The organism is Amycolatopsis iheyensis (assembly GCF_024703995.1).
In the GTDB taxonomy this organism is placed as follows: Bacteria; Actinomycetota; Actinomycetes; order Mycobacteriales; family Pseudonocardiaceae; genus Amycolatopsis; species Amycolatopsis iheyensis.
Window position 1 is genome coordinate 1 of sequence record NZ_JAMXQV010000039.1, and the last position, 20,143, is coordinate 20,143.

The window sequence follows — 20,143 nt, forward strand, 5'->3', positions numbered from 1 at the left end:
ACTCACCCGTTCGCCACTCATCCCCGGCCGAAACCGGTTCAGCGTTCGACTTGCATGTGTTAAGCACGCCGCCAGCGTTCGTCCTGAGCCAGGATCAAACTCTCCAACAATGAACAGTTTAATCGAGACAATTTAATGCTCTCAAAGGAACCTCATACGAGGTTCAATACATAAGCTCTACTGGCTTAGTTCACTAGCACACTGTTGAGTTCTCAAGCAACACACCCCGAGTTCGCCGCGATCAAGCGGCTCGCTCGAAGCGAGTCATTCCTAGCAGTTTTTGGTGGGACACCCACTCAATCGCTTCTGCGAGAGCTTGGTTCGTGTCCCGGTCGGCCACCCGGTTTCCCTGGCGACTTGGAGAACTTTACACCCCGCCAGAGGGCCCGAAACAGGGGGGTACCTTAACCGCGTTCCCGCAGGTCAGGCCCCTGTTTCGGGCCACGGGAGGCCGGTCAGCCGCCGAGTGCGACGCCGGCGACGTTCCGCTTGCCCTTGCGGACGACGAGCCACTTGCCGTGCAGGGCGTCGCCCGGCGCCGGCTTCCACTCCTCGTCCGCGATCTTCACGTTGTTGACGTACGCGCCGCCCTCCTTGAGCGTGCGGCGGGCCGCCCCCTTGCTGTCCACCAGTCCGCCGGCGAGCAGCAGGTCGACGATCGTCGCGTCGCCGGCGGAGTCGACCTTGCCGTTCGGCACCTCGGCCATCGCCGCGTCGAGGGTGCGTTCGTCCAGCTCGCCGAGCTCGCCGCGGCCGAACAGCGCCTGGCTGGCGTTGATCACCTGCCGGGTCTGCTCCTCGCCGTGCACCAGGATCGTGAACTCCTCCGCCAGCCGCTTCTGCGCGGCCCGCAGGTGCGGACGCTCCGAGGTGTCCTCGGCCAGCGCCGCGATCTCCTCCTGGCTCAGGAACGTGAACATCCGCAGGTACCGGATGACATCGGCGTCGCCCACGTTCACGAAGTACTGGTACCAGGCGTACGGCGAGGTCATGTCCGGGTCGAGCCAGAGGTTGCCGCCGCCGGTGGACTTGCCGAACTTGCGCCCCTCGGCGTCGGTGACCAGCGGCGCGGTCAGCGCGTGCACGCCCGCGCCGTCGGTCCGGCGGATCAGGTCGACCCCGCCGACGAGGTTGCCCCACTGGTCGGACCCGCCGACCTGCAGCTTGCAGTCGTACTTGCGGTGCAGCTGCAGGTAGTCCTGCGACTGCAGCAGCAGGTAGCTGAACTCGGTGTAGGACATCCCGTCGCCTTCGAGGCGGCGCTTGACCGTCTCCCGGTTCAGCATGACGTTGATCGAGAAGTGCTTCCCGACGTCGCGCAGGAACTCCAGGGCGGTCTGCTGCCCGGTCCAGTTCAGGTTGTTCTCGACGATCGCGCCGGTCGTGGAGTCGTCGAAGTCCACGAACCGCTCGAGCTGGCCGCGGATGCGCCCGGCCCACTCGGCGACGACGTCGAGGGTGTTCAGGGTGCGCTCACCGGTGTCACGCGGGTCGCCGATCATCCCGGTCGCCCCGCCGGCCAGCACGATCGGCCGGTGCCCGGCGCGCTGGAACCGCTTGAGCATGAGCAGCGGGACCAGGTTGCCGGCGTGCAGGCTGGGCGCGGTCGGGTCGAAACCGCAATAGAGCGTCACGGGACCCTGGTCGAGCTCGCGCCGGAGGGCGTCGATGTCGGTGGACTGCGCGATGAGGCCGCGCCAGGACAGCTCGTCGAGGATGTGTTCGCTCACGCCTGTAGATCCTCCCGCACCTGGTCAACCGACTAACTGGCGGGTCGGACCCGGCGCTTCCCGCCGCGGCGGTAGGTGGACACGGCAGGCGAGCCGTCGACCCAGAACCGCCACGGCGTGTCCATCGCCATCGCGACGCCGACGCGTGGGCCGGTGCGGACCAGCTCGGCCGGCACGCGCTCGCCGACGTACAGCCGCACCGGCGACGCCGGATCGGTCAGGTCGACGCCGTTCTGCGCGCGGTCGACGCGCAGCACCGACGTGAGGATGGCCGGGCCCTTGGCCAGCTCGCCGGTGCCGCGTGCGTTCGGGCGCCGCTTGCGGACGAGGTCGAGGCCCGTGACGACCTCCCCCGCCCGCAGCAGCACCGCGCCGGGCATGCCCTCGTGGGTGCCGACGATGTTCGCGCAGAAGTGCATCCCGTAGACGAAGTACACGTAAAGGTGCCCGGCCGGCCCCCACATGACGGCGTTGCGCGGGGTCTTGCCCCGGTAGCAGTGCGACGCCGGATCGTCCTCGCCGCGGTAGGCCTCGACCTCCACGAGCCGGACGCCGACGGTGCCGTCGGGCCCGTCGGCCTCCAGGACCGAGCCGAGCAGCAGGTGGGCCAGGTCGACGGGGTCGAGCGCCAGCTCGTCACGGGTGAACAGCCGGTCGCGCACACCATCTCCCCTCACCCCGCCGAGCCTAGCCACCGGCTCAGTTCAGCCACGTCCGGGACGCGGTGACCCGCTCCTCGAGCCGCGCGCGCTGTTCGGCCACGCGCTCCGGCGCGGTGCCGCCGCGGGCGTTGCGGGACTTGACCGAGCCTTCGACGGTCAGGACCGCGCGCACGTCGGGGGTGAGCGCCGGGTTGATCTTCTCGAACTCCTCGTCGGTCAGCTCGTCCAGGCCGACGCCGCGGGCCTCGGCGACGCGGACGCTCTCGCCCGCGGCCTCGTGCGCGACGCGGAACGGGACGCCCTGGCGGACCAGCCACTCCGCGATGTCGGTGGCCAGCGTGAACCCGGCCGGGGCCAGCTCGGCGAGCCGGTCGGTGTGGAAGGTCAGCGTCGCGAGCATGCCGGCGATGGCCGGGAACAGGAGCTCGAGCTGCTCGACCGAGTCGAACACCGGCTCCTTGTCCTCCTGCAGGTCGCGGTTGTAGGCCAGCGGCTGCGCCTTCAGCGTGGCCAGCAGGCCGGTGAGGTTGCCGATCAGCCGGCCCGCCTTGCCGCGGGTCAGCTCCGCGACGTCCGGGTTCTTCTTCTGCGGCATGATCGAGCTGCCAGTGGCCCAGGCGTCGTCGAGCGTCACGTAGCCGAACTCGGCGGTGTTCCAGATGATCACCTCTTCGGCGATCCGGGACAGGTTCACCGAGAGCATCGCGACGGCGAAGGCGAACTCGGCGACGAAGTCACGCGAAGCGGTGCCGTCGATGGAGTTCTCGACGCTGGTCGCGAAGCCCAGTTCCTCGGCGACGGCCTCGGGGTCGAGCCCCAGCGACGAGCCGGCGAGCGCACCCGAGCCGTACGGCGACTCGGCCGTGCGGGCGTCCCAGTCCTGCAGCCGCGAGACGTCGCGCAGCAGCGCCTGGCCGTGGGCCATCAGGTGGTGCGCGAGCAGCACGGGCTGGGCGTGCTGCAGGTGCGTGCGGCCGGGCAGGATCGCGTCCGGGTGCCGCTTGGCCTGCGACACCAGCGCGTCGACGACCTCCAGCGTGCCGGCGACGATACGGCGGGCGGCGTCGCGCAGCCACATGCGGAACAGCGTGGCGACCTGGTCGTTGCGCGACCGGCCGGCGCGCAGCTTGCCGCCGAGGTCGGTGCCCGCGCGCTCGAGCAGGCCGCGCTCGAGGGCCGTGTGGACGTCCTCGTCGGCGATCGTCGGGGTGAACTCCCCCGACGCGACGTCCTGGGCGAGCGCGTCCAAGGCGGTCAGCATGCCGGCGAGCTCGTCTTCGGTGAGCAGGCCCGCCTTGCGCAGCACCCGGGCGTGCGCGCGGGACCCGGCGATGTCGTAGGGCGCCAGCCGCCAGTCGAAGTGCGTCGACGCGCTCAGCGCGGCCATGGCCTCCGCCGGACCGCTGGCGAACCGGCCGCCCCAGAGCTGCACCGGCTGCTCGTTCCCGCTCACTGTTCTCGCTTCTCCTCTGAGTTCGTGTGTTCAGGCGACCGTGATCCGGCCGTCGTACAGGACCAGGCGGACACTGGCACACCCGCCGCCCGTCCGCCGTTCGAGTGCGGCGCAGGCTTCGCCGCGTCCGATTCTCTGCGCTTCGCCACGTGCGCTCAGCATCCGGCGGGCTTCGGCGACGGAGACGGTCTCTCCGTCGATCGCCACCGGGATCCCGTGGTCGAAGGTGATCACGACCTCGTCCGGCGCGAGGAACTCGCCCTCGGCCGGGAAGATGTCGGCGATCGCGGTCATGGCGATCCTTCGTCCGCCGATCGCTGCGCGAGTGCGGCGAAGCGCTCCGCCAGTCCCTTGCCCGTCAAGGGTTCCCGGGCGATCACGGCGACGGTGTCGTCGCCCGCGATCGAGCCGACGACCTCTTCGAGCGCCGCCCGGTCGATGGCGCTGGCCAGGAACTGCGCGGCGCCCGGTGGTGTCCGCAGGACCGTCAGGTTGCCCGACGAGTCGGCCGACACCATCAGTTCGGCCAGCAGCCGGGAGAGCCGGGAGGTGCCGCCCTGCACCCCGCGGACGGGACTGCCGTCCTCGGGGATCACGTAGACGGGCGCGCCCGAGTCCGGCCCGCGCAGCTTGACCGCGCCCAGCTCGTCGAGGTCACGCGACAGCGTTGCCTGCGTGACCTCGATGCCTTCGGCGGCCAGCAGCTTGGCCAGCTCGGTCTGGCTGCGGATGGTCATCGTCGCGACCAGCTCGGTGATCCGCGCCTGCCGCCCCACCCGGCTGCTGGTCATCGTCGGCTCTCTTCGAACAGCCAGACGAGCAGGGCCTTCTGGGCGTGCAGCCGGTTCTCGGCTTCGTCCCACACCGCGCTGGCCGGGCCGTCGATCACCTCGTCGGTGATCTCCCAGCCGCGGTGCGCCGGCAGGCAGTGCAGGACGATCGCGTCGTCCGCGGCCTTCTTCAGCAGCTCGGTGTTGACCTGCAGGGCGCGGAACGGGCCGACCCGGTCGAGGCCGTCGTTCTCCTGCCCCATCGACGTCCACGTGTCGGTGACCAGCACGTCGGCGCCCGCGACCGCCTCGTACGGGTCGGTGAAGACGGTGGCCGTGCCGCCGGTCTCCTCGCCGCGCTTCTTCGCGTCGAGCATGACCTGCTGGTCGGGCTGGAACCCGAGCGGCGAGACCACGCGGACGTGCATCCCGGCGGTGACCCCGGCGAGCAGCAGCGAGTGCGCCATGTTGTTGGCGCCGTCGCCGAGGTAGACGAGGGTGAGGCCCTCGAGCTTCCCCTTGCGCTCGCGGATGGTCATCAGGTCGGTGAGGGCCTGGCACGGGTGGAACTCGTCGGTCAGCGCGTTGACCACCGGGATCGACGCGGCCGACGCCATCGCCTCGATGCGCTTCTGGGCGAAGGTGCGCCACACGATTCCGTCGACGTACCGCGACAGCACGCGCGAGGTGTCTTCGATGGTCTCTTCGCGGCCGAGCTGCATCGAGCGGCCGTCGACGATCACCGGGTGCCCGCCGAGCTGGCTGATGCCGACCTCGAAGGAGAACCGGGTGCGGGTCGAGTTCTTCTCGAAGATCGCCGTGATGGACTTGCCGGCCAGCGCCTTGGTGCCGAGCGGATCGGCCTTGAGCCGGTCGGCCCGGTCGAGGATGGCTTTCTGCTCGGCGGGACTGACGTCGTCGTCGCGGAGGAAGTGGCGGGGCATCAGTCGGAGTCCTTCGTGGTGGAGTCGAGCGCGTTCGGGAGGGCGGCGAGGAAGCCTTCGGCCTGGCCGGCGTCGAGCACGAGCGGCGGGGCGAGCCGGATCGTGTCGGCCGCGACCGGGTTGACGAGGTAGCCGGCGTCCTGGGCGGCCTTCGCCACCGCCGCCGAGACGGGCTTGCGCAGCGCGAGGCCGAGCAGCAGGCCCGCGCCACGCACCCCGGCGACCAGCGGGTGGTCCAGCGCCTCGACGCCCGCCGCGATGTCCTTGCCCAGCGCGGAGACGTGGTCGAGCAGGCCGTCCGCGGCGATCGTCCTGATGACCGCCAGGCCGGCGGCGCAGCACACCGGGTTGCCGCCGAAGGTGGTGCCGTGCTGGCCCGGCTTGAGCAGGTCGCCCGCCGCGCCGACACCGATCACCGCACCCAGCGGCAGCCCGCCGCCGAGGCCCTTGGCCAGGGTGATCACGTCCGGCACGACGCCGGCCTGCTGGTAGCCGAACCAGGTGCCGAGGCGGCCGAGGCCGGTCTGCACCTCGTCGAGCACCAGCAGCGTGCCGGTGGCCTTGGTGATCTCGCGGGCGGCCTGCAGGTAGCCGTCCGGCGCCGGGATCACGCCGGCTTCGCCGAGCACCGGCTCCAGGAAGACGGCCGCGGTTTCGGTGTCGACGGCGGCCTTCAGCGCCGCGACGTCGCCGTACGGGACGTGCTCGACGCCGGGCACCAGTGGTTTGAACGGGTCCCGCTTGCCGGGCTGGCCGGTGAGCGTCAGGGAGCCCATGGTGCGGCCGTGGAACGCGCCCTCGCAGGCGACGACCTTGGTGCGCCCGGTCAGCCGGCTGATCTTCAGCGCGGCTTCGTTGGCCTCGGCGCCGGAGTTGACGAAGAGCACCTTGCCGTTGCCGGTCAGGCCCGCGACGTCGAGCAGCGCCTCGGCGAGTTCGACGGTCACCGGGTTCACGTAGAGGTTCGAGGTGTGGCCGAGCTGCTTGATCTGCGCGGTGACGGCCTCGACGACGGCCGGATGCGCGTGGCCGAGCGCGTTGACGGCGATGCCGCCGACCAGGTCGACGTACTCCGTGCCGTCGGCGTCCCACACCTTGGCGCCTTCGCCGCGCACGAGGGTCAGCGCCGGGGTGCCGTAGTTGTCCATCAGGGCGGACTGCCAGTGCTGCTGGCCGTCCACATTGGACTTGAGGTCGGTCACGGGAGCTCCGTTTCGGGGAAGACCATGGTGCCGATGCCGCGGGAGGTGAAGACCTCCAGCAGCACCGAGTGGGCGAGGCGGCCGTCGATCACGTGCGCCCGGCGCACGCCGCCGCGGATGGCGCGCACGCACGCCTCCATCTTCGGGATCATGCCGCTGGCCAGGGTGGGCAGCATCGGCTCGAGGTGGTCGACGCGGATGCGATCGATCAGCGACGAGCGGTCCGGCCAGTTCGCGTAGAGGCCTTCGACGTCGGTGAGCACGACGAGCTTTTCCGCGCCCAGCGCGGCGGCGAGCGCCCCCGCGGCGGTGTCGGCGTTGACGTTGTGCACGACGCCGTCGATGTCCGGCGCGACGGTGGAGACCACCGGGATGCGCCCGGCGTTGACGATGTCGAGCACCGCGTCCGGGTTGACCTCGGCGACCTCGCCGACCAGGCCGATGTCGACCTGCTCACCGTCCACAGTGGCCTGCTTGCGCTCGGCGGTGAACAGCCGGGCGTCCTCGCCCGAAATGCCGACCGCGTACGGGCCGTGGGCGTTGATCAGCCCGACGAGCTCGCGGCTGACCTGCCCGGTGAGCACCATCCGGACGATGTCCATCGTCTCCGGCGTGGTGACGCGCAGGCCGCCCTTGAACTCGCCCGCGACGCCGAGGCGCTTGAGCATCGCGGTGATCTGCGGGCCGCCGCCGTGCACGACCACCGGGCGCAGGCCGGCCAGCCGGAGGAACACCATGTCCTCGGCGAAGGCCGCCTTCAGGGTGTCGTCGATCATCGCGTTGCCGCCGTACTTCACCACCACGGTGGCGCCGTGGAAGCGCTGCAGCCACGGCAGCGCTTCGATGAGGACTCCGGCCTTCTCGGCCGCCGTCGCCAGTCTCTCGTCCGCGGAAATCAGAGCCTCCTGGTTCATGAGGAGTACGCGCTGTTCTCTTCGACGTAGCCGTGCGAAAGGTCCGTGGTGTAGATCGTGGCGGCCTCGCCGCCGACGTTGAGGTCGACGACGATCTCGATGGCCCGGCCGGTGAGGTCGGCCTCCGTGCGGTCCGCCGCGGGCATGCCCTGGGCGAACAGGGTGACGCCGTTGATCGTGATCGACACCTGCTCCGGGTCGATGCGAGCCGGGACCCGGCCGAGCGCCATGGCGATCCGGCCCCAGTTCGGGTCGGAGCCGAACAGCGCCGTCTTCACCAGGTTGTCCTCGGCGATGGTGCGGGCGACCGCGATCGCGTCGGTCTCGGACTCCGCGCCCTGGACGGTGACGTTGACGTCCTTCGTCGCGCCTTCGGAGTCCGCGCGCAGCTGGAGGACCAGGTCGAGGCTGACCCTGGTGAGCAGCTCGGTGAGCTCGGCGTCGGTGGGTTCGACGCCGCTCGCGCCGGAGGCGAGGACCAGGACGGTGTCGTTGGTGGACGTGCCGCCGTCGACGTCGAGGCGGTCGAAGGTGACGTGGGTGGCCGAGCGCAGCGCCCGGTCGAGGGCCTCCTTGCTCACCACGGCGTCGGTGGTCAGGACCGAAAGCATGGTGGCGAGGTTCGGGGCGAGCATGCCGGCGCCCTTGGCGAAACCGCCGACGCTCCAGCCGCTTTCGGCCTTCGCGAAGGCCTGCTTCGGCTTGGTGTCGGTGGTCATGACGCCCCGGGCGGCGTTCAGGCTCGCCTCGTCGCTCGCGTCGAGGGCCTTGACCGCGGTGTCCACCCCGGACAGGACCGCGTCCATCGGGAGCCGCTCGCCGATCAGGCCGGTGGAGCAGACGGCGACCTCGATCGCCCCCGTGTGCAGGACCTCGGCGACCTTCTCGGCCGTGGCGTGGGTGTCCTGGAAGCCGCCGGGACCGGTGGCCGCGTTGGCGCCGCCCGAATTGAGGACGACGGCCTTCAACCGCTGCTGCTTGAGCACCTCCTGCGACCACAGCACCGGCGCGGCCTTGATGACGTTGCGGGTGAACACGCCGGCCGCGACGTCGAGCGGGCCGTCGTTGACGACCAGGGTGAAGTCGAGCGCGCCGGAGGCCTTGATCCCGGCGGCGATGCCGGCGGCGCGGAAGCCCTGGGGGCCGGTGACGGTCACGGTGCGACTCCTACGGTGGAAAGGCCGGTGATCTCGGGGAGGCCGAGGGCCAGGTTCATCGACTGGACGGCACCGCCGGCGGTGCCCTTGGTGAGGTTGTCGATCGCGGCGACGACGACCAGGCGCCTGGCGTCGGCGTCGACCGTGACCTGCAGCTGGACGTTGTTCGAGCCGAGCGTCGCCGACGTCGTGGGCCAGGCGCTGGCGGGCAGCAGCTGGACGAACGGTTCGGCGTCGTAGGCCTTCTCGTACGCCGCGCGGGCCGCGGCTTCGTCGACGCCTTCCTTCAGCGGGGCGCTCGCGGTGGTGAGGATGCCGCGGGGCATCGGCGCGAGCACCGGGGTGAAGGACACGGTGACCTTCTCCCCCGCGACCGCCGAAAGGTTCTGGGCGAACTCGGGGGTGTGGCGGTGGGCTCCGCCGACGCCGTACGCGCTCGCCGAACCCATCACCTCGGAGCCGAGCAGGTTCGGCTTGAGGCTCTTGCCGGCGCCGGAGGTGCCGGTGACCGCCACGACCGTGACGTCCGGCTCGACGAGCCCGGCGGCGAACGCCGGCGCGAGGGCCAGCGAACCGCCGGTCGGGAAGCAGCCGGGGACGGCGACGCGCTTGGCGCCCACGAGCTTCTCGCGGGCGCCGGGCAGTTCGGGCAGGCCGTAGGGCCACTGGCCGGCGTGGTCGCCGCCGTACCAGCGCTGCCAGTCGGCCGGGTCGGCGAGGCGGTGGTCGGCGCCCAGGTCGACGACCAGGACGTCCGGGCCGAGCTGCGCCGCGATCCCGGCCGAGTGCCCGTGGGGCAGCGCGAGGAACACGACGTCGTGCCCGGCCAGGGTCTCCGGCGTCGTCTCGGCGAGGACCCGGTCGGCGAGCGGGACGAGGTGGGGCTGGTGGCCGCCGAGTCTCGTGCCCGCGCTGCTCGCCGCCGTGAGCGCGCCGATCTCGACCTCGGGATGGGTCAGGAGCAGGCGCAGGAGTTCGCCGCCCGCGTACCCGCTGGCTCCGGCCACCGCGATGTTCACCGTCATACGCATGATTATGCACGCCCTTGCAAGGCTAAACAAACAGGATTCCCGGGAAGTGGTACCCGCCACCTTGGGATGCTGGGCGGATGACGGACACCCCGGCGCGCCTGCTCGGCCTGCTCTCGCTGCTCCAGACGCCACGGGAGTGGCCGGGCAGCGAGCTGGCCGGCCGGCTCGGCGTCAGCCCGCGCACGATCCGCCGCGACATTGACCGGCTGCGGGACCTCGGTTATCCGGTCGAGGCCAGCCGCGGCGTCGCGGGCGGGTACCGGCTGGTGGCCGGCGCCGCGATGCCGCCCCTGGTGCTCGACGACGACGAAGCCGTCGCGATCGCGGTGGGCCTGCGGACCGCCGCGGGGCAGACCGTCGCCGGGATCGAGGAGGCGTCGGTGCGGGCGCTGGCGAAGCTGGAGCAGGTGCTGCCGGCCCGCCTGCGCCGCCGGGTGGGCACGATCGGCACGGCGACCGTGGCCGTGCCGGCCGGCGGGCCCGCCGTCGACCCGGCGCAGCTGACGGTGTTTGCCGGCGCGATCACCAACCACGAGACCGTCCGGTTCCGCTACCGCGCCAACGACGGGACCGAAACCCGGCGCCGGGCCGAGCCGCTCCGGCTGGTCGCCACCGGCCGCCGCTGGTACCTGATCGCCTACGACCTCGACCGCGACGACTGGCGCATCTTCCGCGTGGACCGGGTCGAGGACGCCCAGGCGACCGGCGGCCGCGCAACCCCTCGCCGGCCGCCCGCGACCGACCTGGCGGCCTACGTCGTCGAACGCCTCTACGACCTCGCGCCGACCTACCGGGCGGTGGCGCTGGTGGCCGGATCGGCCGCCGAAATCGGCCCACGCCTCGGCGCGGCGGCCGGCGAGCTGACCGATGTGGACGGTGGTCGCTGCCGGTGGCGCAGCTCCGGGGACACGCTGGACTGGCTCGCGTTCCGGTTGCTGGGGCTCGGTTGCGCGTTCACCGTCGAGGAGCCTCCGGAGCTGGTGGCGCACCTGAAGGCGCTCGCGGACCGCGCCGCCGCGGCCGCTTCCGGCACGCGGGGTTGATCGGTCGTACGGCACTGCACGCTCCTCCTCTGCTGCGGGACTGCCGATCAGGAGTGCCGGATCAGTTCACGGCGCTGACCCGACGACGACGGCCGACCGGTCCACTGTGGACCGGCCGGCCGCCGCAGCTCAGCTCGGCTCGGCCGCGTCGAGGTCCGTGCGCCTGCTCGGCGGCACCGGCAGGTAGCAGCCCGGGTGCTCCGGGTCGCAGCCCACGCGGGGCAGCCGGGCGCGGATGCCGCCGGGGGTGCGTTCGAAGTACGCCGCGATCTCCGCGACGCCCTCCCCCGCGATCCACCGGTTCTCCAGCTCCGCGTCCATCTCCTCGTTCCACGGGCGGCCCTGCTGCGCAGGACGGCCCGCGGATCTTCGCCGCGGCACCCGGCCACCGCCGGTCGCGGACAGCAACTCGTCCGCGACCAGGTCGGCGACCGTGGCCGCCACCGCGACGTCCAGGTCGAGGCTGCCCTCGGCGACCGGTTCGCCGCCGGGACCACCCGCTTCCAGGGTGATCATCACCCTGGGGGTCGGCACGACGCGGTCCTCGTCCGTCCTGGTCGAGACCACGATCTGGTAGGTGTTCTCCTGGGCCCGGACCTCGGTCCGGCGCTCTTCGATGATCGACATGCCACGAAGCTAGCGCGCACCCCCGACAATTTTCGGCTACGCGCTGCTCACGGCCGACTTCGCTCGGAAATTGTCGGACCCCTCGCCTAACGTCCCTCCCCGACCACACCACGTGATCGGGAGGCGACGATGAGACACCGGCGGACAAGACGGTGCCCCGGTCCGGGCGAACCGGACCGGGGCACCGTGGGGAGCTTCGTCAGCTCAGAAATGCAGCAGCTGAGCCAGTTGCTTGTCCTGAGCGGCCTTCGCGGAGTTGTCCGACTTCTGCGCCGCGGCGCCGTCGGGCACCGGCGGCGGCACCGGGCTGCACTGCGCGTCCGAGTGGTTGCCGGGCTGACGCTTCGGCAGCGTGCCGTTCGCCAGGTAGTCGGCGATCTTGTCGTCCACACAGGACACCCCGGACAGCGACCCGGCGTGCGTCGTGCCACCCGGCGCGCTGATCAGGCTCGAGTTCGGGAACCGCTTCCGGACCTCGAGGCTGCCCGCGTACGGCGTGGCGGCGTCGAGCTCCTCGCTGATCAGGAGCGCCCCGGCGACCTTGCGGCCGTCGATGTCCACCGGCTTGCCCGCCTTCGCCGGCCAGTACACGCAGGGCGCGTTGAACCAGGCGTTGCCCCAGGTCTCGAACGGGGCCTTGAAGTAGGTCAGCCAGTTGTCGGCGCGCCACTTGTTCCAGTTGGCGGGCCACTGCACGTCGGTGCACTGCACGCCGAGGTAGACGGCGAACCCGTTGTCGTTGCCCGGCGGGTTCGAGTCGTCGTAGAGCGCCTTGAGCGTCTGCCAGTCACCCTTGTGCACGTAGCCGTCGAAGGCCTTGGCCATGTCGACCCAGCCGAAGACGTAGTAGCCGGCCTGCAGGAAGACGTCGGTCCACTCGTCGCCGCCGATGACGCCGCCCGCCGGGTTCTTGGCGAGCTTGCGCTGCGTGTCGTACCAGAGCTTCTCGACGGCGGAGCCGGTCTTGCCCAGGTGGTAGACGCTGTCGTAGGACGCCAGCCAGTCGAAGTAGATCTTGATGTTCTTGTCGAAGGCCACGTCCTGGTCGAGGTTGGCCTGGTACCAGACCTTCCGCGGGTCGACGTTGCCGTCGAGCACCATCCGGCGGACGTTCTTCGGGTACATCGTGCTGTACACCTGGCCGAGGTAGGTGCCGTAGGAGAAGCCGTAGTAGTTGATCTGCTTCTCGCCCAGCGCCTTGCGCAGGCTGTCCATGTCCTGCGCGACGTCGGTCGTCTTCAGGTGGTCGAGGATCTCGCCGTTCTTGCGGCACGCGTCGGCGTAGCCCTTCGAACGCGCGAGCCAGGTCTTCTCCAGCTTCGGCGTGGTCGGCACGTAGGCCGGCCGGTTGTAGCTGAAGTAGTTCCCGTCGCAGCTGATCGACGGCTTGCTGGACCCGACGCCCCGCGGGTCGAAGCCGATCCAGTCGTAGTTGTCACCCGCGTGGTTCGGCACGTACTTGCCGAGCACCGACAGGCCCAGGCCGGAGCCGCCGGGACCACCCGGGTTCACCAGCATGATCCCCTGCGACTGCGGGGTCTTGTGCTTGATCCGCGACACCGCGACGGAGACCTTCGTCCCACCCGGCTTCGCGTAGTCCATCGGCACCTCGAGGAAGCCGCATTCGGCGCCCGCGGCCTTCAGGCTCGCCGACGCGCAGGGCCCCCAGGCGATCGGCGCGGGGCTGAACTGCACCCCGGGGTCCGCCGAGGCGGCGGGCGCGGCGGCCATCAGCCCGGCCGCGAGGCCCGCGGCGGCGACGGCGGCAACGATTCTTTTCACAGTCGTCCTTTTCGTCCGCATTCGACAGAGTTCGCCAGATTTCGACGAAACTACCGGCAACTCTGGACAATCTCGTCGACGGCCGCGACTTCCGCCATCCGTCTTTCGTCGGTACCTGAGCCCGTCGTCGAGTCCCGGAACTGTCGGTGCCCGGCAGTACGCTCCGGGTCGCCGGAACGCGATGGGAGGCCCCATGAACACCGACGATCAGCTGGTCAAGGCGATCCGCGCCGGGCTGGCCGAGCTGGCGGACCCGGTGAAGGCACCGGCGATGCGGGCCTACATGAAGTCCGCGATGCCCTTCCGCGGGGTCGCGAAGCCCGAGCGGGCGCAGCTGCTGAAGCGGGTGCTCGCCGACCACATACTGCCGGATCGGGTGAACTATTCGACGACCGTGCTGGAGTTGTGGCGGGCCGCCGAATTCCGCGAGGAGCGCTACGCGGCGATCGATCTTTCCGGGCACCGGGCGTATCGGCAGTGGCAGGATCCGGGCCTGCTCCCGATGTACGAGGAAATGATCGTCAGCGGCGCGTGGTGGGACTACGTCGACGAGCTGGCCATCCGCCGCGTCGGCCCGATCCTGCGAGCCGACCGCGAGCGGGTCACGCCGATCATGCTGGCGTGGGCAGCCGACGCCGACTTGTGGCGCCGCCGCACGGCGATCATCTGCCAGGTCGGGGCCAAAGCGGACACCGACACGGACTTGCTCACCAGGACGATCGAACCCGCGATCGCCGAGCCGGAGTTCTTCCTGCGCAAGGGAATCGGCTGGGCGCTGCGCGAGTACGCGAAGACGGCGCCAGACTGGGTCCGGTCGTTCGTGGACGATCACCCCGGGCTGTCGGGCTTGTCGCGGCGGGAAGCGTTGAAGCACATCGGCTGAATCGGCCGGTGGAACGGCGAAGAGGGGCCGGTTCCCCGGCCCCTCCCCGTGTTCGTCGTACGCTGTGGCTACGCGCGCAGGGTTGCTTCGAAGCGTTCGCCCGCCGCAGCCACCGCGGCGTCGCGCGCCTTCGTGGCCTCATCGACGGTCAGGGTTCGGTCCGCCGCGCGGAAGCGGAGCTTGTACGCCAGCGAGCGCTTGCCCTCGCCCACCTGCTCGCCCGCGTACACGTCGAACAGCGTGATGTCCTCCAGCAGCTCGCCCGCGCCATCGCGCAGGACCGCGGCCAAGTCCGCCGACGGCACGTCCGCCGCCGCCACCAGGGCGACGTCGAGCAGCACCGGGGGGTAGCCCGACACGCTCGGCGCCGGGCGGGAGTCCGGGAGCGGGATCGCGTCGAGGTCCAGCTCCATCGCCACCGTGCGCGGCGGCAGGCCGAGGGCCTCCACCACCTTCGGGTGCAGCTCGCCCGCGTGGCCGACCGGCCAGTCGCCGACCCGCAGCTGGGCGCAACGGCCCGGGTGCCACGGCGGCAGGTCCGCCGCCTGCGTCGTCAGCTCGACCCCGGCGGCTTCCGCGATCGTGCGGGCGGCCTGCACCGCGTCCGCCCAGTTCGCCGGCTCGCCCTGGCCCCACCAGCCCGCGCGGCGACGCTGGCCCGCCAGCACCACTGCCACGTGCAGCGGCTGCTGCGGCACCGCGGCCTCCAGCACCGCCAGCTCCTCGTCCGTCGGCCGCCGGTCGACGCCGAGGTCCGGCACCTTCAGCGGGTTCGGCGCCGGGAGCACGACCTGGCCGATGTGGTAGAGCGAGACGTCCTTCATCCCGCGCGACACGTTGCGCTGCAGCGTGTCCAGCAGCCCCGGCAGCAACGTCGTCGCCAGCCGGTTGCGGTCGGCCTCCAGCGGGTTGCGGACCACGACCGTGTTGCGGCGGATGTCGTCGGCCGGCAGGCCGAACGCGTCCCACACCGAGTCGCCGACGAACGGGAACGGGCGCACCTCGATGTAGCCCGCCTCGGCCAGCGCCCGGGAAACGCCCCGGACCCGCCGCTGCGCCTCGGTCAGGCCCCGGCCGGCCGGGGCCGCGGGCAGGATCGACGGGATGCTGTCGTAGCCCTCCAGCCGCAGCACCTCTTCGACGAGGTCGGCCGGCTGGCGCAGGTCGCCGCGCCAGCTCGGCGGGATCGCCGTGACCAGGCCCGTGCCGTCGTCGCCCGTGCTGACCGAGACCTTGCAGCCGATCTGCGAAAGCCGGCGCACGGTGACACCGCGCTGGTAGTTCACGCCCGCGACCTTGTCGGGCAGGTTGATCGGCATCACGACCGCCGGGTTCGGCTCGACCGAGCCCTCGTCCGTGCGGCCGGGCTGGATCGCGGCGTCGCCGTACTGGCGCAGCAGCCGGGCGGCCAGCTCGACCGCCGCCGGGCACAGCTGCGGGTCGGTGAACCGCTCGAACCGCTTGGCGGCCTCCGAGAACAGCTTGTGCCGCCGCGCCGTGCGGCTGATGGCCGCCGGGTTCCAGTGCGCCGCCTCGAGCAGCACGTCGGTGCTCTCCGGCGTGATCTCGGTGCTCGCGCCACCCATCGTGCCGGCGAGCGAGATGACACCGCTGTCGTCGGCGATGACCACGTCGTCCGGGTCGAGCGTGCGCTCGACGTCGTCCAGCGTGGTCAGCTTCTCGCCCGGCTTCGCCCGGCGGACCACCAGGTCGCCCTGGATGGCCTTGGTGGCGAACGCGTGCAGCGGGTGCCCGAGCTCCAGCATCACGTAGTTGGTGACGTCGACGGCCAGGGAGATGGACCGGATGCCGGCCAGCATCAGCCGGCGGCGCATCCACCACGGGGTCGGCGCGGTCGCGTCCAGGCCGGTGACGCGCCGCAGCACGAACCGCGGGCAGCCTTCCGGGTCCTCGACGTGCACCGGCCAGGCGTCACCCTCGGCCGCCGGGACCTCCAGCAGCGCCGGGTCGCCGAAGGGCACGTCCAGCGCGTTCGACAGCTCGCGCGCGAGGCCGCGCACGGACAGCGCGTAGCCGCGGTCCGGCGTCGGGGCCAGCTCGATCACCGTGTCGTCGAGACCGAGCAGCTCGCGGGCGTCGTCACCCGGGCTCGCGGTGCCCGACGGCAGCACGAGGATGCCGGTGTGGTCATCGCCGAGGCCGAGCTCGCGGGCCGAGCAGATCATGCCGTCGCTGATCCGGCCGTAAGTCTTGCGAGAGGCGATGGCGAAGTCGCCGGGCAGGACCGCCCCGGGCAGCGCGATCACGACCAAGTCACCTTCGACGAAGTTGCGCGCGCCGCAGACGATGCCGCGGGTCCGGATGCCGTGCGGGCCTTCGTCCTCGAGCTCGCCGTCTTCGTCGTCCTCTTCCTCGTCGTCCTCGGCGGCGACGGGCTCCTCGGCCTCTTCGCCGACGTCGACGCGGCAGAACCGGATCGGCTTCTTGAAGTCGGTCAGCTCTTCGATCTCGGCCACCCGGCCGACGACCAGCGGGCCGGTGACCGGCCCGAGCTCCTTGAGGTCGTCGACCTCGATGCCGATCCGCACGAACGCGTCGGCCAGGTCCTGCGGCGTGACCTCCTCGCCGATGTCGAGGTGTTCGGTCAGCCAGCTGACGGGGACTCGCACTACGCCTCCGTTCCGAAGGGAAGGGTGAAGCGGACGTCGCCCTCCACCATGTCGCGCATGTCCGGGATCCCGTTGCGGAACTGCAGGGTGCGCTCGATGCCCATGCCGAAGGCGAAGCCCGAGTACACGTCCGGGTCGACGCCGCAGGCACGCAGCACGTTCGGGTTGACCATGCCGCAGCCACCCCACTCGACCCAGCCGGGGCCGCCCTTCTTCTCCTCGAACCAGACGTCCACTTCGGCGGACGGCTCGGTGAACGGGAAGAAGTGCGGACGAAGGCGGGTCTTCGAGTTCTCGCCGAACATCGCGCGGGCGAAGGCGTCCAAGGTGCCCTTGAGGTGCGCCATGGTGATGCCCTTGTCCACCGCGAGGCCTTCGACCTGGGTGAACACCGGGGTGTGCGTCGAGTCCAGCTCGTCGGTGCGGTACGTGCGGCCCGGGCAGACGACGTACACCGGCAGGTCGCGGTGCAGCAGCGTGCGGGCCTGCACCGGCGAGGTGTGCGTGCGCAGCACCAGGCCGGAGTCCTCTTCGCCGACGTAGAAGGTGTCCTGCAGCTGGCGGGCCGGGTGGTCCTTGCCGAAGTTCAGCGCGTCGAAGTTGAACCACTCGGCTTCGAGCTCCGGGCCCTCGGCGATCTCGTAGCCCATCGCGACGAACGCGTCCGCGACGCGCTCGGAGACGGTGCTGATCGGGTGACGGGCACCCCGCGGGACGCGGTTCCACGGCAGCGTGACGTCGACGGCCTCTTCACGCAGCACGCGCTCGTCGCGCTCCACCTGGAGCTCGGCGCGGCGGGCGTCGAAGGCCGCCTGGACGGCCTGGCGGGCCTCGTTGACGCGCTTGCCGGCTTCGGCCTTCTCCTGCTTGGGCAGGGCGCCGATCTCGCGGCGGGCCAGCCCCACCGGGGCCTGGTCACCGAGGTGCGCCGGCTTGACCTCGGCCAGCGCCTCGAGCCCGGTCGCGGCGGCGAACGCGGCTTCGGCGGCCTTGACCGCCTCCTGCAGCGTCTCGGGGGCCAATACCGCGCCCTGGGCTTCCTTCTCCTTGGCTCCGGACATAACTCCTCGGCGTCCGCTGGGACTGGTCGTTCGCACGCCGCCGGACACGCGGCGCACGAGAGGTCAAAGGCGTGAAAAGTCTATGGGATCGGGTCCGCGCCGCCCCGCGCGGCCTCGCGCCCGGTCAGCGGGTGCGGAACGCGTCCGCGAAGTCGACCGACGCGAACTCGCCCGGGACGACGCCGTCGGCGGCGTAGCGGTAGAGCGCGGTCTGGTAGATGCCGGTCAGGGTCGTGACGAAGACGGCCACCAGCAGCGTCCAGACGATCGCCAGCCCGACGCAGACGAACACGGTGGCCGTGCCACCGAGCAGGAAGCCCGCGCCCAGGAACACGGCGTAACCGACGAGGCTGAGCAGGAACCCGACCACGCCGATGCCCGCGTTGCCCGCGACGTTCTCACCCCACGTGCGGCGGAACAGCTCGACCGAGCGCTTGACGCCGTCGCGGACGCCGGCGCCCTCCAGCATGACGATCGGCAGCACGAGGAACGTCGTGAGCCGCCAGGCCAGCCCGACCAGGCTGCTGACGATCTGGCCGAGGAAGCCGAGCCGCTCCTCGAGCGTGCGCAGGACCAGGCTGACGGTCGCGGTGACGCCGGCCCAGCCGAGCAGCACCGGCCACCGGCGGCTCGCCGCGGCCAGGCCCGCGCCGACACCCGGGATGCCGCCGTCGCCGCGCAGCGCGATGTCCGCCTGGGAGATCAGGGCGGCGTTGAAGAAGATCGTGACGAACGCCGAGACGACGTAGAACGCGGCGAGCAGCACCCAGGTGCCGACGGTCGGCTGGGCGTTCCCGGTCTGGACGTGCGCGGTGAAGAAGGCCGGCGTCAGGAACGCCCCGGCGACCAGCAAGCCGGCGATTCCGGCGAGCACGGGGAACCACGTCAGGCCTTTGTGGGCGCGCAGCACCCGCAACGACGCGGAGAACAGCTTGAACGAAAGGGCGAGCCGGCCCATGATTTCCCCCAGGTGACCACAATGGATGTCCGTGGCAGCCTAGCGGCTGATCAGCGCCGGGCCGCCATCGCGCTCGTGTACACGCAGACGGCCGCCGCGGTGGCGAGGTTGAGGCTTTCGGCCTTGCCGTACAGCGGGATCCGGACCGCGAGGTCGGTGCGCTCGAGGACGTCGGCGGGCAGGCCGTGGGCCTCGTTGCCGAAGACCCACGCCGTCGGCTCGGTGAGGTCCACCCGATCGAGTTCGGCGTCGGCGTAGCCGTGCGCGGCGAACGTGCGCAAACCCGCCGTCGAACAGGCGGACAGGGCGGCCGAAACGTCGCGGACGCGCGTGATCGGCAGGTGGAAGAGGCTGCCGGCGGCGGCGCGGACGCACTTGCCGTTGTGCGGGTCGACGGTGTCGCCGGCGAGCACCACGGCCTCGGCGCCCGCCGCGTCGGCGACGCGGATCACCGTGCCCGCGTTGCCGGGGTCGGCGACGTCGACCAGCACCACGACGAGCCGGGCGCCCGGCGTCACGGCTTCTTCGAGCGGCCGGTCGAGCAGCGCGCAGACGGCCACGATGCCTTGGGGCGTCACGGTTTCCGACAGCCCGTCGGCGGCGCGGTCGGTCATCGGCGAGACCCCGACGCCGGCCGCGCGGGCGGCGTCGACCAGGTCCGCGTGCTGCTCCGCCGCGCGTTCGGTGACGAACAGCTCGTGCACGGTGCCGTGCTCGAGCGCCGCTTCGACGGCATTGGCGCCTTCGGCCAGGAACCGGCCGGTCTTGTCGCGTTCCGCGCGCCGCGTCAGCTTGCGCGCAGCAACGACCCGGGGGGTCCGTTCGGTGAACGGATCCGCCCCGGGTCGGGAGGAGCTGCCGGTCAGGCCGACTTCTTCTCGGTGTTCACGTTGGCCTTGGCGAGCTCGGCCAGCGCGGTGAAGGCGGCGGCGTCGTTGACGGCGAGGTCCGCGAGGATCTTGCGGTCGACCTCGACACCCGCGGCCTTGATGCCCTGGATGAACCGGTTGTAGGTCACGCCGTTGGCGCGGGCGGCCGCGTTGATGCGGGTGATCCACAGCTGGCGGAAGTCACCCTTGCGGGCACGGCGGTCCCGGTAGGCGTAGTTGAGCGAGTGAAGCGTCTGCTCCTTGGCCTTGCGGTACAGCCGCGAACGCTGGCCGCGGTAGCCGCTGGCCAGTTCGAGAGTTGCGCGACGCTTCTTCTGGGCGTTGACCGCCCGCTTGACGCGTGCCACGGGTCCATCCTGTCGATCTCAGGGGGCGAAAAGGAAACGCCCCGGGGTGGTTACAGCAA

19 protein-coding genes and 1 rRNA gene are annotated in these 20,143 nt (G+C 71.3%); 2 read left to right on the forward strand and 18 right to left on the reverse strand.

All coding sequences use genetic code 11. From position 1 onward, the window contains the following. The 11 genes from M8542_RS45060 to argC form a co-directional block, all read right to left on the reverse strand. Positions 1-110 (reverse strand): 16S ribosomal RNA (locus M8542_RS45060); the annotation flags it as partial. A gap of 345 nt (positions 111-455) precedes the next feature. After that, complete coding sequence (gene tyrS / locus M8542_RS45065; RefSeq protein WP_257926563.1) at positions 456-1,730, reverse strand: tyrosine--tRNA ligase; 1,275 nt, start codon at positions 1,728-1,730, stop codon at positions 456-458. Positions 1,731-1,762: 32 nt separating this feature from the next. Beyond that, complete coding sequence (locus M8542_RS45070) at positions 1,763-2,392, reverse strand: DNA-3-methyladenine glycosylase (RefSeq protein ID WP_257926564.1); 630 nt, start codon at positions 2,390-2,392, stop codon at positions 1,763-1,765. A gap of 37 nt (positions 2,393-2,429) precedes the next feature. Then, positions 2,430-3,845 (reverse strand): argininosuccinate lyase, encoded by a 1,416-nt coding sequence (gene argH / locus M8542_RS45075; RefSeq protein WP_257926565.1) that lies wholly within the window; start codon positions 3,843-3,845, stop codon positions 2,430-2,432. 30 nt (positions 3,846-3,875) lie between these two features. Then, positions 3,876-4,139 (reverse strand): argininosuccinate synthase, encoded by a 264-nt coding sequence (locus M8542_RS45080; RefSeq protein WP_257926566.1) that lies wholly within the window; start codon positions 4,137-4,139, stop codon positions 3,876-3,878. Continuing rightward, positions 4,136-4,636 carry an arginine repressor gene (locus M8542_RS45085; RefSeq protein ID WP_257926567.1) on the reverse strand — a complete coding sequence of 167 codons (501 nt, stop codon included), beginning with the start codon at positions 4,634-4,636 and terminating at the stop codon, positions 4,136-4,138. Before M8542_RS45085 ends, M8542_RS45080 begins: the two co-directional genes overlap by 4 nt. Next, complete coding sequence (argF, locus tag M8542_RS45090) at positions 4,633-5,559, reverse strand: ornithine carbamoyltransferase (RefSeq protein WP_257926568.1); 927 nt, start codon at positions 5,557-5,559, stop codon at positions 4,633-4,635. The genes M8542_RS45085 and argF overlap by 4 nt, the downstream gene beginning before the upstream one ends. Then, positions 5,559-6,761, reverse strand: coding sequence for an acetylornithine transaminase (locus M8542_RS45095; protein WP_257926569.1), 1,203 nt, complete (start codon positions 6,759-6,761; stop codon positions 5,559-5,561). Before M8542_RS45095 ends, argF begins: the two co-directional genes overlap by 1 nt. Continuing rightward, positions 6,758-7,675, reverse strand: coding sequence for an acetylglutamate kinase (gene argB, locus M8542_RS45100; protein ID WP_257926570.1), 918 nt, complete (start codon positions 7,673-7,675; stop codon positions 6,758-6,760). The genes M8542_RS45095 and argB overlap by 4 nt, the downstream gene beginning before the upstream one ends. Next, the gene (gene argJ, locus M8542_RS45105) at positions 7,672-8,832 is read right to left on the reverse strand and encodes a bifunctional glutamate N-acetyltransferase/amino-acid acetyltransferase ArgJ (RefSeq protein ID WP_257926571.1); all 1,161 of its coding nucleotides are present in this window, start codon (positions 8,830-8,832) and stop codon (positions 7,672-7,674) included. Before argJ ends, argB begins: the two co-directional genes overlap by 4 nt. After that, the gene (gene argC / locus M8542_RS45110) at positions 8,829-9,857 is read right to left on the reverse strand and encodes an N-acetyl-gamma-glutamyl-phosphate reductase (RefSeq protein ID WP_257926572.1); all 1,029 of its coding nucleotides are present in this window, start codon (positions 9,855-9,857) and stop codon (positions 8,829-8,831) included. The genes argJ and argC overlap by 4 nt, the downstream gene beginning before the upstream one ends. A gap of 83 nt (positions 9,858-9,940) precedes the next feature. Here argC and M8542_RS45115 point away from each other — a divergent pair, with 83 nt between their 5' ends. Beyond that, positions 9,941-10,906 (forward strand): helix-turn-helix transcriptional regulator, encoded by a 966-nt coding sequence (locus tag M8542_RS45115; RefSeq protein WP_257926573.1) that lies wholly within the window; start codon positions 9,941-9,943, stop codon positions 10,904-10,906. A 129-nt stretch (positions 10,907-11,035) separates the two neighbouring features. On the opposite strand, the gene M8542_RS45120 is transcribed toward M8542_RS45115, so the two are convergent. After that, complete coding sequence (locus M8542_RS45120) at positions 11,036-11,533, reverse strand: helix-turn-helix domain containing protein (RefSeq protein WP_257926574.1); 498 nt, start codon at positions 11,531-11,533, stop codon at positions 11,036-11,038. A 204-nt stretch (positions 11,534-11,737) separates the two neighbouring features. After that, on the reverse strand, positions 11,738-13,315 hold the full coding sequence (locus M8542_RS45125) for an alpha/beta hydrolase (RefSeq protein WP_257926575.1): 1,578 nt from the start codon (positions 13,313-13,315) through the stop codon (positions 11,738-11,740). 193 nt (positions 13,316-13,508) lie between these two features. Between M8542_RS45125 and M8542_RS45130 the strand changes: the two genes are divergently transcribed. After that, positions 13,509-14,198: a DNA alkylation repair protein gene (locus tag M8542_RS45130; protein ID WP_257926576.1), complete on the forward strand. Its 690-nt coding sequence runs from the start codon at positions 13,509-13,511 to the stop codon at positions 14,196-14,198. Positions 14,199-14,266: 68 nt separating this feature from the next. On the opposite strand, the gene pheT is transcribed toward M8542_RS45130, so the two are convergent. The 5 genes from pheT to rplT all read right to left on the reverse strand — a co-directional run bounded on the left by pheT (position 14,267) and on the right by rplT (position 20,084). Further along, positions 14,267-16,828, reverse strand: a complete 2,562-nt coding sequence (gene pheT, locus M8542_RS45135) for a phenylalanine--tRNA ligase subunit beta (protein ID WP_257926577.1) — start codon at positions 16,826-16,828, stop codon at positions 14,267-14,269. After that, complete coding sequence (gene pheS / locus M8542_RS45140; RefSeq protein ID WP_257926578.1) at positions 16,828-17,889, reverse strand: phenylalanine--tRNA ligase subunit alpha; 1,062 nt, start codon at positions 17,887-17,889, stop codon at positions 16,828-16,830. The genes pheT and pheS overlap by 1 nt, the downstream gene beginning before the upstream one ends. 124 nt (positions 17,890-18,013) lie before the next feature. Then, positions 18,014-18,847: a DUF6159 family protein gene (locus tag M8542_RS45145; protein WP_257926579.1), complete on the reverse strand. Its 834-nt coding sequence runs from the start codon at positions 18,845-18,847 to the stop codon at positions 18,014-18,016. 50 nt (positions 18,848-18,897) lie between these two features. Continuing rightward, a complete protein-coding gene (locus tag M8542_RS45150) occupies positions 18,898-19,713 on the reverse strand; it encodes a TrmH family RNA methyltransferase (protein WP_257926630.1) in 816 nt (271 codons plus the stop codon). After that, positions 19,710-20,084, reverse strand: a complete 375-nt coding sequence (gene rplT / locus M8542_RS45155; protein ID WP_257926580.1) for a 50S ribosomal protein L20 — start codon at positions 20,082-20,084, stop codon at positions 19,710-19,712. Before rplT ends, M8542_RS45150 begins: the two co-directional genes overlap by 4 nt. Positions 20,085-20,143: the final 59 nt, after the last annotated feature.